Consider the following 15,954-nt stretch of genomic DNA (forward strand, 5'->3'; position numbering starts at 1 on the left):
CCTTTTTGACAAAATCAGGCCGCCGACGGCCTTTGCAGACCGAAGCGAGATACCGATATGATGTTGTGGTGTTCGCCAATGCCGGCGAGCTGGTTTGAAGCTATGGACCGGCTTGGTTTTTCTCAAGTACCGACAAAAATGTAAGCTACCCACCGATTGCTCAGAATTGGATGAAACATGGGAAAGAAACAGCCAGATAGTTGCGGATTGGGGCCGGCGCTGGAAGTTATCAGCGGAAAATGGAAGGCATTACTGCTCTGGCAGATTCACAAGGCGCCGGCACGATTCGGTGAACTGAAACGACTGGTGCCTGACATCAGCGAAAAGATGCTGATCCAGCAGCTGCGCGAAATGGAGGCCGACGGCATCGTTCACCGCGAGATATTCCCCGAGGTGCCGCCGAGGGTCGAATACTCGATTACCGAATTCGGCATCGAGCTGGACAATGCCCTGATCCCGCTGGCCAGATGGGGCAAGCAACATGCTGGCCGTACTGATGGTGCGCGCCCCGGCAAAGCAAGTGTAACCGAACAGCTTGCTCTTTGATAAACCGTGGACAGCAAAACGCCGCGGATTGAAGCCGCGGCGTTTTCCTGGATCGAGTGATTTCAGCTCAGCTCGAAGGTTGAGGCTCCATGCCGCCTTCGGGCTCCGGGCCCTTCTTGCGGCGGCCGGACTTCGGCACGGCTGAACCGCGGCTCGTAGGAGTATCATCCCCCAGATCTCGTGCCGGCTTCTGCCCGGCGATCAGTTGCTTGATCTCCTCGCCCGAAAGCGTCTCGTATTCGAGCAGGCCCTGCGCCAAAGCGATCCATTCCTTCTTCTTCTTGGTCAGGATCGCCTTGGCGGTTGAATAGGCGTCGTCGATCAGGCGCCGCACTTCGGCGTCGATGATCTGCGCCGTCTCTTCCGAGATATTCTGCGTGCGCGCCACCGAATGGCCGAGGAAGACCTCCTCCTGGTTGTCGCCATAGGCGACATGGCCGAGCTTGTCGGAAAAGCCCCAGCGCGTGACCATGGCGCGTGCCAGCTTGGTCGCCTGCTCGATGTCGGAGGACGCGCCCGAAGTGATGTTCTCCTTGCCGAACTTGAACTCCTCGGCGACGCGGCCGCCCATCATGATGGCAAGCCGCGAGACCATGTACTTGTAGCTCATCGAATAACGGTCGCCTTCCGGCAGCTGCATGACCATGCCGAGCGCACGGCCGCGCGGGATGATGGTCGCCTTGTGCAGCGGATCGGCGGACGGCACGTTGAGCGCCAGGATGGCGTGACCGGCTTCGTGGTAAGCGGTGAGCTCCTTCTCGGCCTGGGTCATTGCCGACGAACGGCGCTCGGCGCCCATCATGATCTTGTCCTTGGCGTCCTCGAATTCGGCCATCGTGACGAGGCGCTTGTTGCGGCGCGCGGCCATCAGGGCGGATTCGTTGACCAGGTTCATCAGATCGGCGCCGGAGAACCCCGGCGTTCCACGCGCGACCACCTTGAGGTCGACATTGGGCGCCAACGGAACGTTGCGCACATGCACCTTGAGGATCTTCTCGCGGCCGACGATGTCGGGGTTCGGCACCACCACCTGGCGGTCGAAGCGGCCCGGACGCAACAGCGCCGGATCGAGCACGTCGGGCCGGTTGGTGGCAGCTATCAGGATGATGCTCTCGTTGGATTCGAAGCCGTCCATCTCGACCAGCAGCTGGTTCAGCGTCTGCTCACGCTCATCATTGCCGCCGCCGAGGCCGGCGCCACGATGGCGGCCGACGGCGTCGATTTCGTCGATGAAGATGATGCAGGGGGCATTCTTCTTGGCCTGGTCGAACATGTCGCGGACACGGGACGCGCCGACGCCGACGAACATCTCGACGAAGTCCGAACCCGAAATGGTGAAGAAGGGCACGTTGGCTTCGCCGGCGACCGAGCGGGCGAGCAGCGTCTTGCCGGTGCCGGGGGGGCCGACGAGCAGCACACCGCGCGGGATCTTGCCGCCCAGGCGCTGGAACTTCTGCGGATCGCGCAGGAACTCGACGATCTCTTCCAGATCCTCCTTGGCCTCGTCGACGCCGGCGACATCCTGGAAGGTGACACGGCCATGCGCCTCGGTCAGAAGCTTGGCCTTCGACTTGCCGAAGCCCATGGCGCGCCCGGAACCGGACTGCATCTGGCGCATGAAGAATATCCACACGCCGAGGATCAGGATCATCGGCAAGTAGGAGATGAGATAGCTGAACAACGAGGTGGATCCGTCCGATTCAGGACGCGCATTGATGACGACGTTCTTGTCCTGAAGCCGCGAGACCAGCTGCGGATCGCCGGGCGAATAGGTCTGAAAGCCATTGGCGTTGTCGGTGTAGGTGCCCATGATGCGGTCGCCGGCGATGGTCACCGTCTTGACCCGGCCGGCCGCGACCTCCTGCAGGAACTGCGAGTAGGGAACGTCGGTCGATGCTCCGCGCGTCTGCGGCGTCTGGAACAGATTGAAGAGAGCGATGAGCAGGACCGCTATGATCGCCCAGAGCGCGAGGTTGCGATAATTCGGATTCATCAATTGTCCCGTTGGCACCCGATGGGGCACGCGTATGAGAGGAAACTTGGGCCTAACATAGGGAGAGCGCCTCCCCTTGCCAAGCATAACAGCACGTCTGGGTTAAGCTTTCGCGCCACCATCAACCGGCACTGTGGCGGCTGGAAGGCAAGGCCGGGACGGGCGGCGCGCCGGTCAGTTCGGCGACGGCCCCGGCCAGCACCAGATCGAAGCAAGGCAGGAAGCGTGCAAAAGGTGCGACGGCTGGGCTGACCGCGAATGCCGGCACCGCCGTTGCATCCCCTGCAAAGCCAAGGCATTCGCCGCCGCGCCACAGCGCCGGTTCCGCAGCCAAGGCGGCGCGAACAAGGCTCGCTGGCGCGCCATTCCCGGCAATCCGTTTGGCGGCGGCAGTCGCGCCGAGCGGCGCGATCAACAATGCACCAGAACTGTCGCCCAATGTGATCGCCCCTGCCTCGGTGACCCGCCTGCGACCGTCCCAGAGTCCCGCCGCCAACGGTGCGGCAGGCGGCAGGTCGCGCGATTCACGGTACAGGAAGATGCCGGTGCGCCTGATATCGGCGACCGTCCGCGACAATGTGGCGCAAAGCGGTCCGGCCTGCATTTGCTCGAGCAGCGCTTCGCTACGCGCCTGGTCCGGCAACAACGCGACGCCGCCGGTCGCTGCCAGCAGAACACGCAGCCCATAAACCGCTGCGCGCGTGTCTTCGGCTCTGACAAAACCGGGATCGAGACGGATGAGACCCTTCGCCGGCCGGCTGGCAAATTCACCGATCAGCGCGGCGGCGCGGCGGCCGAGTTGCTCGCGCTCGGCGGCGGCCCGCCTGGCTAGGCCGATCGCCTCGGCAAAACGCTGCCCGCTTCGGTCTTCGCCGAGCACGGCACGAATGCGCGGCCGTTCGAAATGCGCATCGATGTTGGTCGGGTCCTCCGCCCAGCCGACATTTTCGCGCCGAAGGAAGGCGCGCAATGCCGCGCGCCGTAAACCAAGCAGCGGCCGCGCGATCCAGATCCGCCAATCATAGAGGGTGGCCGGGGCCATGCCGGCGAGGCCTCGGCCTACCGTTTCACCAAGCTTGTGGCCATCATTCCGTGCGGCTCGCATCAGCACGGTCTCGGCCTGGTCGTCGGCGGTGTGGCCGGTCACGACCACACCGATGCCATGCGCCTGCGCGGCCTCGGCCAGCAACCGGTAGCGTGCCTCGCGCGCCGCGGCGGGCAGGCCGGTCGACGGCTTGGCTTCGGACCAGCTGAGTGTGCGGTGCACGATACCGCGTTCGGCGCAGAGCTTTGCAACGGCGCGTGCTTCCGCCGTTGATTCCGGACGCAGACCATGGTCGATCGTCACCGCCAGCAGCCTGGCTGTCGGGGCGCTGCGGTCGAGATGAGCTTTGAGGAGAAGAAGGAGGGCGGTGGAGTCGCTGCCGCCGGACACGGCCGCAACGGCGCCGTTGGAAAAGTCGATCGTTGAAAAATCCGAAAAGTCAGGCTCGGTATCGAGCATCAGTGCATGTCGCCCAAAAGGGGTCCCCGGATACCGACATGCGAGGGGAAGACTAGCACGCCGCCAGCGCTCTTTCCTGTTTGACGCGTTCCTTGAGCGCGGCCGAAATATCGGGATAGCGCTTGCCGATCTCGCCGAAGGTGGCGCAGGCGACATCCTTCTGCTTGAGGCCGACCAGCGACACGCCGAGCTTCAGGAGCATGTCAGGCGCCTTCTTGGCCTTCGGATAGTCCTTGCTGGCAGAAAGGAAGACCTCGGCCGCGTCATGATATTTCTGCTGGCCAAGCAGGGATTCGCCTAGCCAGTAATGCGCGTCCGCCGCCTTGGCGTCCTTGGGGAAGCGGGCAATGTGGTCGCGAAAACCCTGCTCGGCGGTGCTGTAATCGCCCGACAGGATGAACTGGTAGGAGTTGCGGTAGATCTCTTCCGGATTGTTGGTGGCAGGCAACGCCGCCACCGCCGTGCCGTCGGATTTGCCGGCTTTGGGACCGGTCGCCGGCGCCTCGGCGGCGGGAGCCGCACCTTCCGTCGGCGCTGTCGCCTGCGTGCTGCCGCCCGCATCGACCACATTGCCGTTCTTGTCGACGGTGATGGTACCGAACGTCTTTGGCGGGGTGCCGGTGATCACCTTGCCGGGATCGCCGGTCTGCGATTCGACGATGACTTCACCGACGCTCTGGCCGCCATCCGATTGTGCACCCGAATCGGCCGGCGCCTGCGTTGCCGGGGCCTCGGCAACGCTGTTGTCGGTATTGCCATCCTGCGGCGCCGCCTCTGATTTCTTCTGCGCCGGCGGCTGCCCGCTAGAGCCGCCTTCCAGCTGCTGGAAGCGGAACTCGTTGTCTTCCTGCTGCTTGCGCATCTGCTCCTGCATCTGCAGGACCTGGAAATTGAGTTCCTCGATCTTGCCGTTCATCTGCCGCAGCTGTTCTTCGAGGCTGGCGGCAGTGGTGCCGTCCTGCTGCTGCGCGATCTGTTGCTGCTCCGGCTTCTCTTTCTTGCCAAAAATGCCTAGCGTCGGCAGATGGAAGGAAAAGCCGCTATCCGCGGGTTGTCCGGTGCCGCTCGCAGTAGCCGCGAAGCCTGATACGAGCAGCAGCGCAAGCGTGCCGCTCAAGACCGATCTGAAATGCATGTGCCTCTCGCCGTGTAATTCGTGAGCCTGTTCGCGCCTTCCAATCACTGTGGAACCAGCCAGGCGCCCTCGGCTCATAGCAGGAGGCGAGACTTCGGCCAAATTTTGTTTCCCAATTTTGTTTCCGGGACCAGAACTGAAAAAGGCGGCCAATGGCCGCCTTTCGCATGGAGGTGTTGCAATTTTGCGACTAAGGCGCCGCAGTCTTGCGTATCAGGAGCCGGCGCCAGAGAGCGTGGTGACCGCGCGACGATTCTGCGACCAGCAGGAGATGTCGTCACAAACCGCGACCGGGCGCTCCTTGCCGTAGGAAATCGTCTTCAGGCGGCTTGCCGAAACGCCCCTGGCGACCAGGAAGTCGCGGGTGGCGGCGGCGCGGCGGGCGCCGAGCGCCAGATTGTATTCACGCGTGCCGCGTTCATCGGCATGGCCTTCGACGACGATGGCATACTGCTTGTACTGGTTCAGCCACTGCGCCTGGCGCGACAGCGTCGTCTGCGCATCGGCACGGATCGAGGACGAATCCGTATCGAAGAAGATGCGGTCGCCAATGTTGACCGTGAAGTCCTGCGCCGAGCCGGGCGTTGCGGCACCCGCACCATTGAGGCCGAGGTCGGCGGCGCTGTTCGGGGTCTTCTTCGAGGCGCAACCGGTGATGGCGAGCATCGCGATCAGGCAGATCATCGCCGGGTTTCTGGTAAGTGCTGCAATACGGCCCATGCCGCCTCTCCTTCGCATTTCGAGTGATTTCGTTGATCACCCAGTAACCACGTTTGGGTTAACCGGCATTCAAGAAACACGGTTAAAATTTGGTTTCGGCACCCGTCCGCAGCCGAAATAACTGATGCCACAATGGTCGCGGACCGTAGGCGGAAATGCGGCCAAAAGGCGACTTTGGCGTGAAAAAAGCCCCAAAACGGGGCTTTTAGGGCACTGTTGCCAAGTTGCAACGAGGCAGGCCGCGGCGAAGCAAATTTGGTTTATTCCAGCAACGGCGACCAGGCCGGGTCGGACGCAAAGTTTGCGGTCGGAATCGGCTGCTCGTTGCGGCCGGTGAGATCGACGGAAACCAGTTTCGGGCCACCCGCTGAGTCGCGGAAGAACATCAGCACGCGGCCATTGGGCGCCCAGGTCGGTCCCTCCTGCTGGAAGCCGGAAGAGAGAATGCGCTCGCCAGAGCCGTCGGTCTTCATGACGCCGATCTGGAATTCGCCGCCGGTCTGCTTGGTGAAGGCGACCAGGTCGCCGCGTGGCGACCACACCGGCGTCGAATAAACGCCGTCGCCGAAGGAAATGCGGGTCTGGCCCGAACCGTCGGCGCCCATCACATAAATCTGAGCGCGACCGCCGCGGTCGGAGGTGAACACCACCTTGCTGCCGTCGGGCGAATAGGAGGGCGAGGTATCGATGGCGGTCGAGTTGGTCAGCCTGGTCGTGGAGCGACTGCGCAGGTCCATGGCGAAAATGTTGGAATTACCGTCATCGCGCAGCAGGCTCATGATCACCTTCTGACCATCAGGCGAAAAGCGCGGCGCAAAGGTCATGCCGGGGAAATTGCCGACAAGTTCGCGCTGCCCGGTTTCGATCTGCAGCAAATAGACCCGCGGCTGACCGCTTTCGTACGACATATAGGTGATTTCCTGCCGGTTCGGCGAGAAACGCGGCGTCAGCACGATCGAGCGGCCGTCCGAGAGATAGCGGACGTTGGCGCCGTCCTGGTCCATGATGGCGAGCCGCTTCTTGCGCGCATTCTTGGCGCCTGATTCGTCGATGAAGACGACGCGCGTATCGAAATAGCCCTTCTCGCCGGTGATCCGTTCATAGATCGCATCGGCAATGATGTGAGCGACGCGGCGTTGATTGGCATCATTGGCGAAGAACTGTTCGCCTGCCATCTGCACCCCGTCGAATGTATCCCAAAGCCGGTACTGGGCGCGAATGCGGCCGTCGGCCTCCTTGCTGACGCTGCCGGTGACCAGCGCCTGGGCGTTAATCACCTTCCAGTCGTCGAAGCGCGGCTGCGCGTCCGGATTGGCGATCTTTTCGATGAAGGCGTTCTTGTCTATCGGTGCGAACAGACCAGAACGCTTCAGATCGGCGCTGACGATCTCGGAAATCTGGGGACCGAGCCCGCCTTGAAAATCGGTGATGGCGATCGGCAGCGGTTCAATGTTGCCTCCGGTAACCTTCAGCTCGACTTTGGCCAGAGCTGGAACGGCAGAGCCTGCCGTTATGCCCAGTGTCACGGCTACAAGCACCAGGAGCGGATTGAGGAAAGATCTCATGTCTCTTCGCTTCTCTTCTTCGATTGTTACGCATTCGGCCTAGAGGCCAAGCATCTCTCTTGGATCGAAAGTGACCTCGAAATCGTTCCAGATGTCCTGCTTTCCGGCGGGAACCTGCAGCCCGGCCATATCGCATTTCTGGACGGCGCGTACGGCGCTTTCGTCGAACTGGCGATTGCCACTCGACGTCTCCACGGTCGGGCGACCGTCAAGCTTCCCGGAAACATTCAGGTTGAACTGAATCACGACCACGAAGTTTTCCGCACCTTCGAGGCCCGCCGGAATGGACCAGCAGCCTTTGAGCTGATCTTGCAGAGCCCCTTCCTCGGACTTCGACAGCTTCCGACCCTGATCCTTCGCGCCGCCAAGCGACGACTGCTGCGTCGAGCCCTTGGCGCCGCCGCCCGACGGCTTCTGCTTGTCGAGCAACTCCTTGATAGCGCCCTCATCGAATTGCTTGTCGTCCGACTTTGGCTTCGCCGAGGCTTCCTTGACCGGCTTGTCGGCGTCCTTGCGGTCCGGCGCCTTGGGGCTCTCGGCCTGCGCCGGTTGCGGCTTCGGCCGCGCTTCGGGCGCGGGAGCTGAATTCGGCAGATGCGTTTCTTCCGGCGGTGGCGGCAGATCGATGGCCTCGTCGATCGCGTCGGGCTTGACCTCAGGCTTCGGTTCGATGGCGGCGGTTGTTTCCGGCTGTGGCGCCGGCGCCGGTTTGGGCGCCGGGGTCGGCTTCGGTTCCACCTGTTTGACCGGCTCGGGCTTGACCTCTTCCTTCGGCTGCGGCGTTGGCGCCACTTCCGTTGCCGGTGTCGGCTTCGGCTCTTCCTTCGGTTTCGGCGTGTCCTCGGTCTTCGGCTTTTCTGTCGGCGTCGGCGCCGGGGCAGCCGTCGCTGTCTTCTCGACCGGCTTCGGCTTGGCCTCGTCCGTTACCGACGCGTCGGTGTCCGTGCTGTTCTCACCCACCTTTTGCGCATCGGGCACGATATCAGGACGCTTGGTCGGTGTGGGCGCAGGCTTTTCGTGCATCACCGCCTTCTTGTCGCCCTTCAGCGTCTGCGCAACGGCTTCCGTCGGTATGATTTCGACCGACACCGATTGGGCATCGGACGCGGGCATGGCAGGCGGCGACGACAGCGTGAACAGCCCGAAGGCTAACGCTACCGTGTGCAAGATCACCGATGTGGTGAGGCCGGTCCGCATCTTGGTGCTACTGTTCCTGTTCCTGGAGCGAAACGAGGCCGATATTCTTGTAACCGGCGGCCGAAATGCGGGCCATCACCTTCATGGCGGTGCCATAGTCGGTCGACTTGTCGCCACGGATGAAAATCCGCTCATCATAGCCGGTCTTGGAGATCGCCTGCAGCTTGGCCACCAACTCGTCGATCGGGATTTCAGTCTCCTGCAGGAAAATCTTGCCGACCGGGTCGATCGAGACGGTGATTGGCTGGGTATCAACGTTCATCGCCTTGGCCTGCGTGTCCGGCAGGTCGATTGGCACGCCGACCGTCAGCAAGGGTGCCGCGACCATGAAGATGATCAGCAGCACCAGCATCACGTCGACCATCGGCGTGACGTTGATCTCCGATATCAGCGCGTGATGGCGGCCGCGCCGCCTGTGGCCGCGCCCGCCTCGCCCCGAAATGCCTACGGACATACCCATCGTGCTGCTCCTCAGGCCTTCGGTGCGACTTTTTCATCGATTTGGCGCGAGAGTATGGCGGAGAACTCGTCCGAGAACCCTTCCATCCGCACCGCGATCTTGTTCGCGTCCGATGACAGCTTGTTGTAGGCGATAACAGCCGGGATGGCGGCGAGCAGGCCGATGGCCGTTGCCAGCAGCGCCTCGGCGATGCCCGGCGCCACCACCGAAAGACTGGTGTTCTTGGAAGCGGCAATGGCCTGGAAAGAAGTCATGATGCCGATGACGGTGCCGAACAGGCCGATGAAGGGTGCCGCCGAACCGGTTGTGGCGAGGAAGCCGAGCCGTCCCTCCAGCCGCTCCATCTCGCGCGTCAGCGCCAGGTCCATGGCCTTGTCGATACGGGTCTGCAGGCCGAGCGGCGATTTGGCGCCCTTCTCAAAGCTCTTCTTCCATTCGCGCATGGCGGCAACAAAAATCGCGCCCATGCCAGTGGTCTTGCGATCGGCGAGGGTGCGATAAAGCTCCTCCAGCGACTGTCCCGACCAGAACACCTGCTCGAAGCGATTGAGCGCCAACCGCATGCGCGCATAGCTGACCAGCTTGTCGACGATGATCGCCCAGGTCCAGATCGAAGCGCAGAGCAGACCGATCATGACCAGCTTGACCACCCAGCCGGCCTGCATGAACAGCGCCCAAATCGACAAATGCGCTGCCGGGTCGGCGAGTGCGATATTTTCCATCGTTCAAGTCCTTAAGATTTTCCGGGCATCGCTGGCGGCTGGCCCATGGGCATCCCTTGTGGTCCGTTCGCGCCTAGCTTGCGGATTACCCCAAAATGCACCGTTAGCGGCCTTTTCAGGGCAAATATTGGTGAAAGGAAGGCGCGCGGATTCTTCCAATCTTCACCAGTCTCTTCATGAACCGTTATGGTTAAGGATGGGTTAGGAAATATGGCGCGGCGCATTGCCGCGCCTCGACGCGCCGGCAGGCATGTTGTCCCATCAAAATCGAATGCACTGTCGATCAGCCGCTCGTTGCGGGGCCGGCAGGCTGGATATCAGCCTGCCTTTGGTAGAAAAGCAGCGATCCATTCCTTCGGAAAGCGTTTCGGCCTGCCGTTCTCGCCAACGATCGCCGCCTGGACCTTTGCCTCGACCAAAACCTCTGTCCCGCGTTTCAATTGCTGCGCCATGACGATGCGGGCGCCGGAAATGTCTTCGGTGCGCGTGTCGATGGTCAGGATATCGTCCATGCGGGCGGGCGAACGAAAATCGATCTCCATGCGCCGCACCACCCAGACGATGCGTTCGCCATGTTTGCCTTCATGGAGTTCAGTGTGGTGGACGCCGGCGAGCCTGAGATAGTCGGAGCGGCCACGCTCAAAGAATTCAAGATAGCGCGCGTGGTAGACGACGCCGGAGAAGTCGGTGTCGGCATAATAGACCCGCGCCATCAGCCGATGGCCGAATTCCGTAAGCGCGCCGGAAAGCCCGGCAGTGAGTGCCGCCGATTCACCATGATCGTCCATCGCGCTTTCCTTTTTGCCCCCGGCGGGGCACCTGTCTTGCCAAAATCACCAGCGCAGCAAACCGGATGGCACTGTTGACGGCGATGATCAAGACCTTGATGGCGGCGCTGCTGGTGCTGGCGGCGTCTGCGCTGCCCGGCCACACCGCAAGCTTTTCGATGAAGCGCGGCCTCAACCTCGACCAATGGACGACCTGGGTCGGGGAAGACAAATGGAACGATCCCAAGGCCATCCTGCCCTATCCCGAATGGCGCAAGTTCCTCAACGAGGATGACCTCAAGACACTGAAGGCCGCCGGCTTCGACTTCCTGCGCATGCCGGTCGATCCCTCGCCGTTTATGTCGGACCAGACGCTGGCGCTGCGCGACGACCTTTACGCCAGCGTGCGGGACTCGGCCCGCATGATCAACCGCGCGGGCCTGAAAGTGATCGTCGACATGCACCTCATCCCGGCTGGTGGTGGCCGCCAGATCGGCATGGGCCAGGTGATGGACGATCCAGCCACCTTCGACGCCTATGTCGAGGTCATCGGCAAAATGGCGCGCACGCTTGGTACCGAGGACCCGACGCAGGTCGCTTTCGAGCCGATGAACGAACCGATCGTCGACTGCGACAGCGATGGCACCAGCCTCTGGCCGGAGCGTCAGCAGAAGCTGTTCGCGGCTGCGCGCGCCTCGGCCACCAGGCTGACGCTTATCCTCACCGGCGCCTGCTATTCCAACGCGGCCTCGCTGGTCAGGATCGACCCGAAGTCGATCCCCGACGACAACATCATCTGGACCTTCCACTCCTACGACCCGTTCCTGCTGACACATCAGGGCGCCACCTGGGCCGGCGATTTCATTCCCTACGTCACCGGCCTGCCCTATCCGCTGACTGCGGTACCGCGTGCCGAACTCGATGCAACGCTGGATGCGATCCGCGCCAAGATGAGGGCCGAGGCGCCGTGGACCAGGCGGAACGGGCTGCTCGCCTATCTCGACGAGGAGGTGGCCAGCATGGACACGAACGAAAAATTGCTCGGCGTCATGGATGCGCCGTTCGAAAAAGTCGAGGCGTGGGCGAAGGCCAACGCCATCAAGCCGGAAAATATCACGCTCGGCGAATTCGGCATGATCCGCCAGGAATATGGCAACCCCTATGTGATGCCGCCGCAATACCGCGCCGCCTATGTCAAGGACATGATCGCGCGTGCCGAGGCACACGGCTTCTCATGGTCGGTGTGGAGCTATGGCGGCGCCTTCGGAATCGTCGATGCTTTCAACGCCGACAAGGCAGAACCTGCTGTGATGGATGCGATCCGGTCGCTCCATTAGCAGTTAGCCGAGGTCTATCTGCAGGATCTCCGGCCGCATGCCGAACCGCACCGGTGCGATGCTGAAGCCGAGCCCGCCTGATACAATCAGGTTGCGGTCGTTCTCGACGACATGGCCATAAGCGAAGCGATTGCCAAAGCGGGACGGCACCACCGGCGAATAGCCGAACAGCCTGACCTGTCCGCCATGGGTGTGGCCCGACAGCGTCAGCGAAACCCGCCACGGCACTTTCGGAAAAATGTCAGGCTCGTGTGCGAGCAGGATGACGGGCGCCTGGTCGGTGATCTTGGCCAGCGTGCCGTCGAGATCGTCCAGGCCCTTGCCACGGCTCCGGCCCCACTCCTGGCCGGGGAGCAATGCCAACTGATCCGCAAGACCGGCAAGCCAGAAACCGTGCCCGTCCTTTTCCAGGCGCACGACATCGTTTTCCAGCACCGGAATGCCGACGGCCTCCAGCGCCTTGCGTGAAATCGTCGGTCCGGCGCCGGCCCTTTGGGCGGCACGGTCTTCCCACCAGTCATGGTTGCCGAGGATCGACCAGACGCCGAGCGGCGCCTCGAGGCCAGAAAGTGCCGGCGCCCACTCCAACGCATCCACCCAGCCCGTCACCAGGCGTGTCCCGGCCGGATAGTCGCCAAGCATGAGGATCACATCCGGCTTGAGGGCATTCGCCTCGGCGGCGAGCGAAGCGATCCGCTCCGGCGTCATCCAGGGGCGGCACGCATGGATGTCGGAAAGCACCGCGACCCGCAGCTTCAGACCCGTCGGCCAATGCGGCGGCGTCAGCTGATAGTGCTTCACATGCGTCAACAGCACCGGCTCGATGCCAACCGCATAGGCGCTGAGCGAAGCAAATGAGAGGAACGAACCCCCGACGAATTTCAGGAACCCGCGTCTGGTGATCACTTTCCTGGCTCCGATGCTTGATCGGAGCGGTCCGCGCCGACATTGCGACGCTCGATAAAATCCAGGAATGCGCCTTCACGCTGGCGGAGCTTAGGAGATTCTGCGCAGACAAACCGTTCCGAAGAACAAATCTCCGTTACTCCTCCTGGAACAGGTTGATCTGCTGCTGCGCCAGGCCCTTCGGCGCATCGAGGCCGAGATGGCGCCAGGCGTTGGCGGTCAGCACCCGGCCGCGCGGCGTCCGCTGGATGAAGCCCTGCTGGATCAAATAGGGCTCGATGATGTCCTCGATGGCGTCGCGCGGCTCGGACAAGCCGGCGGCGATGGTCTCGATACCGACCGGGCCGCCGCCGAAATTGCGGGCGATCATCGAGAGGTAGCGGCGGTCGAGCGCATCGAGGCCGAGCCCGTCGACCTCAAGCCGCGTCAGGGCTTCGTCGGCAATCTGCTTGTCGACATGACCGTCGCCGGCAACGGACGCAAAATCGCGCACGCGGCGCAGCAGCCGGCCGGCGATGCGCGGCGTGCCACGGGCGCGGCGCGCAATCTCCAGCGCGCCGTCGTCGCCGAGCGGCATTTGCAGGATGCGGGCGCCGCGGCGCACGATCTGCTCCAGCTCCTCGACGGAATAGAAATTGAGCCTGACCGGAATGCCGAAACGGTCGCGCAGCGGGTTGGTCAACAGACCGAGCCGCGTGGTGGCGGCGACCAGCGTAAAGCGGGCAAGGTCGATCTTGACCGAGCGCGCCGCCGGCCCCTCGCCGATGATCAGGTCGAGCTGGAAATCCTCCATCGCCGGATAGAGGATTTCCTCCACAGCCGGATTGAGCCGGTGGATCTCGTCGATGAACAGCACGTCGCGGTCTTCGAGATTGGTCAAGAGTGCCGCGAGATCGCCGGCCTTGGCGATGACCGGGCCAGAGGTCGAACGGAAATTGACGCCCAGCTCGCGCGCCATGATCTGGGCCAGCGTCGTCTTGCCAAGCCCCGGTGGTCCGACGAACAGCACATGGTCGAGCGCCTCGCTGCGGCCCTTGGCGGCCTCGATGAAGACTTTGAGATTGGCCCGCACCGCCGCCTGTCCGACGAAATCGGCGAGCGTCTGCGGCCGCAAGGTCTGCTCGGCATCCTCGCCGTGCTTTTCCGGCGTAATGAGGCGGGGTGAAAGACTCATGCCGCCTTCCTCGCACAGGGCAAAGTACGGGACAAGCAACCGCTCAACGCGCCAGTTCCTTCAGCCCGAAACGAATGAGCTTCGAGGCATCCGCGTCCTCGCCGGCGGTCTTCAGCGCCGCCGCCACCGCATTGGCTGCCGTGTCGCGCGAATAGCCGAGATTGACCAGCGCCGAGACGGCGTCGGTGATCGGCGCCGGCGCCACGCCCTCGCCGAGCTCCTGCTTGAGGCCGATCGTGCCGGAGGCGGTTCCGGCATAGGCCGGCGCCTTGTTCTTCAATTCGGTGACGATCCGCTCGGCCACCTTCTTGCCGACGCCCGGCGCACGGCTGACCATGGCGATGTCGCGTAGCGCGATGGCATTGGCGAGGTCGGCCGGCGCCAGCGTCGACAGGATGGCCAGCGCCACCTTGGCGCCGACGCCTTGCACATTGTTCATCAAGAGCCGGAACCATTCGCGCTCCAGCACCGACTGAAAGCCATAAAGCCGGATCATGTCCTCGCGCACATAGGTCTCGATGAACAGCACCACCGCCTCGCCCGGCGGAGGCAGCGAAGCCAGCGTACGCGCCGAGCAATAGGCGACATAGCCGACGCCATGCACGTCGACGAGACAGAAATCCTCGTCGACCTCGTCCAGCGAGCCCTTGAGCTTGCCGATCATGCCAGATCTTTCATCGAGGACTTCATGAATGGGTTTCCGGAGAGATGATGTCGAGATCGGGAAAATAGCTGCGGTAGCGCGCGGCGTCGCGGGTCAAAAGCCGATGTCCGGCAACCGTTGCATGGGCGCCAATGAAGAAATCCGGCAAGGTCCGCTCGCGAACGCCGCCGGCCCGGCGATAACGGGAATGGGTGACACCGGCGAGAAATGCCGCCTCCCAAGGCAGAGACTCCCGAACCATCTCGAGCATATCGACTGCTTTTCGAAGCGCGGTCTCCGTCGCTATCAGCGGCCCAAGCTCGGACCAGACAATCGTGTTGACCACCAATGCCCCATCGCGACGGCAGGAAACGATCGCCGACGCCGACCACTTTGTATTGGGTCCAGCCGGTCCCCAGACGTCGATGAGGACATTGGTATCAATCAACGTCGAGTTCTTCACGCGGCCCCCTTAACCACTCCATATATTCGTCGGTGCTCATACCGCCCAGATCCAGGGATCCCTCCATCCGGTCAAGCAACTCGCTGAACCTGCGGGAAACCTCCTCTTCCGACAGGTTTTCGTTGACCGCTACAAGACGAGCACCTTCGTCCGTCGCCACGAATTCCACCTCGGAACCCGGCCCGATGCCCAGATGGTCCCGTATCTGCTTTGGGATTGTGACTTGCCCCTTGGTGGTGACGCGCATGGTAATACCTCCAGGGTATTACTTATCGCCACGCCGTGAACAAGTCAAGAACATACCTAGCCGGCAATCGCCATCCGGTAGGCCACGCTCTGCCGGTGATGCGCGTGGCAGATGGCGATGGCCAGCGCGTCGGCGGCATGTTCGGTGTCGAAAGTGGCTTTAGGCAACAGCACCTTGACCATCATATGGATCTGCTTCTTGTCACCATGGCCAACGCCGATCACCGCCTTTTTGACGGCATTGGGGGCATATTCAGCGACGACAAGGCCGGCGCGCGCCGGCACCAGCATGGCTATGCCGCGCGCCTGGCCGAGCTTCAGTGTCGCCACCGCATCCTTGTTGACGAAGGTTTGCTCGACGGCCGCTTCGTGCGGCATGGCCGCATGCAGGATCTCGGCCAGCCCGTCATGCAACTGACAAAGCCGTGTCGCCAGCGCCGCCTTGTCGTCGGAGCGCACAGTGCCCGAGTCGACGAAGCGCAGCGAATTGCCGAGGCTTTCGACGATGCCCCAGCCAGTGCGCCTAAGCCCCGGGTCGATACCGATGATGCGAATCGCTTCCCCCATCCGCCAAGT

The 15,954-nt window shown here is 62.7% G+C and carries 17 protein-coding genes; 2 read left to right on the plus strand and 15 right to left on the minus strand.

What is annotated here, in order from left to right; all coding sequences use genetic code 11:
- The first annotated feature begins 177 nt into the window (after window positions 1-177).
- Window positions 178-546: a winged helix-turn-helix transcriptional regulator gene (locus ACWTU9_RS05500; RefSeq protein ID WP_455857415.1), complete on the plus strand. Its 369-nt coding sequence runs from the start codon at window positions 178-180 to the stop codon at window positions 544-546.
- Between the two features lie 67 nt (window positions 547-613).
- Here ACWTU9_RS05500 and ftsH read toward each other — a convergent pair whose 3' ends face one another.
- The 9 genes from ftsH to ybgC form a co-directional block, all read right to left on the minus strand.
- Window positions 614-2,539 (minus strand): ATP-dependent zinc metalloprotease FtsH, encoded by a 1,926-nt coding sequence (gene ftsH / locus ACWTU9_RS05505; protein WP_455857416.1) that lies wholly within the window; start codon window positions 2,537-2,539, stop codon window positions 614-616.
- A gap of 121 nt (window positions 2,540-2,660) precedes the next feature.
- Entirely contained in the window at window positions 2,661-4,043 is a 1,383-nt protein-coding gene (gene tilS, locus ACWTU9_RS05510; protein ID WP_455857417.1) for a tRNA lysidine(34) synthetase TilS, read from the minus strand.
- Between the two features lie 52 nt (window positions 4,044-4,095).
- On the minus strand, window positions 4,096-5,178 hold the full coding sequence (gene ybgF / locus ACWTU9_RS05515; RefSeq protein WP_455857418.1) for a tol-pal system protein YbgF: 1,083 nt from the start codon (window positions 5,176-5,178) through the stop codon (window positions 4,096-4,098).
- Window positions 5,179-5,391: 213 nt separating this feature from the next.
- A complete protein-coding gene (pal, locus tag ACWTU9_RS05520) occupies window positions 5,392-5,898 on the minus strand; it encodes a peptidoglycan-associated lipoprotein Pal (RefSeq protein ID WP_455857419.1) in 507 nt (168 codons plus the stop codon).
- Between the two features lie 260 nt (window positions 5,899-6,158).
- A complete protein-coding gene (gene tolB / locus ACWTU9_RS05525) occupies window positions 6,159-7,463 on the minus strand; it encodes a Tol-Pal system beta propeller repeat protein TolB (protein WP_455857420.1) in 1,305 nt (434 codons plus the stop codon).
- A 39-nt stretch (window positions 7,464-7,502) separates the two neighbouring features.
- On the minus strand, window positions 7,503-8,660 hold the full coding sequence (locus ACWTU9_RS05530; RefSeq protein ID WP_455857421.1) for a cell envelope integrity protein TolA: 1,158 nt from the start codon (window positions 8,658-8,660) through the stop codon (window positions 7,503-7,505).
- 7 nt (window positions 8,661-8,667) lie between these two features.
- The gene (tolR, locus tag ACWTU9_RS05535; RefSeq protein WP_455857422.1) at window positions 8,668-9,120 is read right to left on the minus strand and encodes a protein TolR; all 453 of its coding nucleotides are present in this window, start codon (window positions 9,118-9,120) and stop codon (window positions 8,668-8,670) included.
- A gap of 11 nt (window positions 9,121-9,131) precedes the next feature.
- Window positions 9,132-9,842 carry a protein TolQ gene (tolQ, locus tag ACWTU9_RS05540; protein ID WP_454572991.1) on the minus strand — a complete coding sequence of 237 codons (711 nt, stop codon included), beginning with the start codon at window positions 9,840-9,842 and terminating at the stop codon, window positions 9,132-9,134.
- A 317-nt stretch (window positions 9,843-10,159) separates the two neighbouring features.
- Window positions 10,160-10,630, minus strand: a complete 471-nt coding sequence (gene ybgC, locus ACWTU9_RS05545) for a tol-pal system-associated acyl-CoA thioesterase (RefSeq protein ID WP_455857423.1) — start codon at window positions 10,628-10,630, stop codon at window positions 10,160-10,162.
- A 65-nt stretch (window positions 10,631-10,695) separates the two neighbouring features.
- On the opposite strand from ybgC, the gene ACWTU9_RS05550 reads away from it, so the two are divergent.
- Window positions 10,696-11,946 carry a glycoside hydrolase family 5 protein gene (locus ACWTU9_RS05550; RefSeq protein WP_455857424.1) on the plus strand — a complete coding sequence of 417 codons (1,251 nt, stop codon included), beginning with the start codon at window positions 10,696-10,698 and terminating at the stop codon, window positions 11,944-11,946.
- 3 nt (window positions 11,947-11,949) lie between these two features.
- Here the strand turns inward: ACWTU9_RS05550 and ACWTU9_RS05555 are convergent, their stop codons facing one another.
- From ACWTU9_RS05555 to ruvC, 6 genes are all read right to left on the minus strand, one after another.
- A complete protein-coding gene (locus ACWTU9_RS05555; protein ID WP_455857425.1) occupies window positions 11,950-12,852 on the minus strand; it encodes a metallophosphoesterase in 903 nt (300 codons plus the stop codon).
- A 136-nt stretch (window positions 12,853-12,988) separates the two neighbouring features.
- Entirely contained in the window at window positions 12,989-14,026 is a 1,038-nt protein-coding gene (gene ruvB / locus ACWTU9_RS05560; RefSeq protein WP_455857426.1) for a Holliday junction branch migration DNA helicase RuvB, read from the minus strand.
- A 43-nt stretch (window positions 14,027-14,069) separates the two neighbouring features.
- Window positions 14,070-14,690, minus strand: a complete 621-nt coding sequence (ruvA, locus tag ACWTU9_RS05565; protein WP_454586425.1) for a Holliday junction branch migration protein RuvA — start codon at window positions 14,688-14,690, stop codon at window positions 14,070-14,072.
- A 22-nt stretch (window positions 14,691-14,712) separates the two neighbouring features.
- Complete coding sequence (locus ACWTU9_RS05570) at window positions 14,713-15,132, minus strand: type II toxin-antitoxin system VapC family toxin (protein ID WP_455857427.1); 420 nt, start codon at window positions 15,130-15,132, stop codon at window positions 14,713-14,715.
- Entirely contained in the window at window positions 15,110-15,379 is a 270-nt protein-coding gene (locus ACWTU9_RS05575; protein WP_454572984.1) for an AbrB/MazE/SpoVT family DNA-binding domain-containing protein, read from the minus strand. The genes ACWTU9_RS05570 and ACWTU9_RS05575 overlap by 23 nt, the downstream gene beginning before the upstream one ends.
- Before the next feature lie 56 nt (window positions 15,380-15,435).
- Window positions 15,436-15,945 carry a crossover junction endodeoxyribonuclease RuvC gene (ruvC, locus tag ACWTU9_RS05580; protein ID WP_455857428.1) on the minus strand — a complete coding sequence of 170 codons (510 nt, stop codon included), beginning with the start codon at window positions 15,943-15,945 and terminating at the stop codon, window positions 15,436-15,438.
- Window positions 15,946-15,954: the final 9 nt, after the last annotated feature.

The organism is Mesorhizobium sp. 128a, assembly GCF_053848025.1.

Coding starts and splice junctions, on each gene's coding strand:
- tolR (WP_455857422.1), bottom strand. CDS start 9,120: ATGGGTATGTCCGTAGGCATTTCGGGGCGAGGCGGGCGCGGCCACAGG.
- tolB (WP_455857420.1), bottom strand. CDS start 7,463: ATGAGATCTTTCCTCAATCCGCTCCTGGTGCTTGTAGCCGTGACACTG.
- ACWTU9_RS05500 (WP_455857415.1), top strand. CDS start 178: ATGGGAAAGAAACAGCCAGATAGTTGCGGATTGGGGCCGGCGCTGGAA.
- ftsH (WP_455857416.1), bottom strand. CDS start 2,539: ATGAATCCGAATTATCGCAACCTCGCGCTCTGGGCGATCATAGCGGTC.
- ruvA (WP_454586425.1), bottom strand. CDS start 14,690: ATGATCGGCAAGCTCAAGGGCTCGCTGGACGAGGTCGACGAGGATTTC.
- ACWTU9_RS05530 (WP_455857421.1), bottom strand. CDS start 8,660: ATGCGGACCGGCCTCACCACATCGGTGATCTTGCACACGGTAGCGTTA.
- ybgC (WP_455857423.1), bottom strand. CDS start 10,630: ATGGACGATCATGGTGAATCGGCGGCACTCACTGCCGGGCTTTCCGGC.
- tilS (WP_455857417.1), bottom strand. CDS start 4,043: ATGCTCGATACCGAGCCTGACTTTTCGGATTTTTCAACGATCGACTTT.
- ruvB (WP_455857426.1), bottom strand. CDS start 14,026: ATGAGTCTTTCACCCCGCCTCATTACGCCGGAAAAGCACGGCGAGGAT.
- ACWTU9_RS05550 (WP_455857424.1), top strand. CDS start 10,696: ATGGCACTGTTGACGGCGATGATCAAGACCTTGATGGCGGCGCTGCTG.
- ACWTU9_RS05575 (WP_454572984.1), bottom strand. CDS start 15,379: ATGCGCGTCACCACCAAGGGGCAAGTCACAATCCCAAAGCAGATACGG.
- pal (WP_455857419.1), bottom strand. CDS start 5,898: ATGGGCCGTATTGCAGCACTTACCAGAAACCCGGCGATGATCTGCCTG.
- tolQ (WP_454572991.1), bottom strand. CDS start 9,842: ATGGAAAATATCGCACTCGCCGACCCGGCAGCGCATTTGTCGATTTGG.
- ruvC (WP_455857428.1), bottom strand. CDS start 15,945: ATGGGGGAAGCGATTCGCATCATCGGTATCGACCCGGGGCTTAGGCGC.
- ybgF (WP_455857418.1), bottom strand. CDS start 5,178: ATGCATTTCAGATCGGTCTTGAGCGGCACGCTTGCGCTGCTGCTCGTA.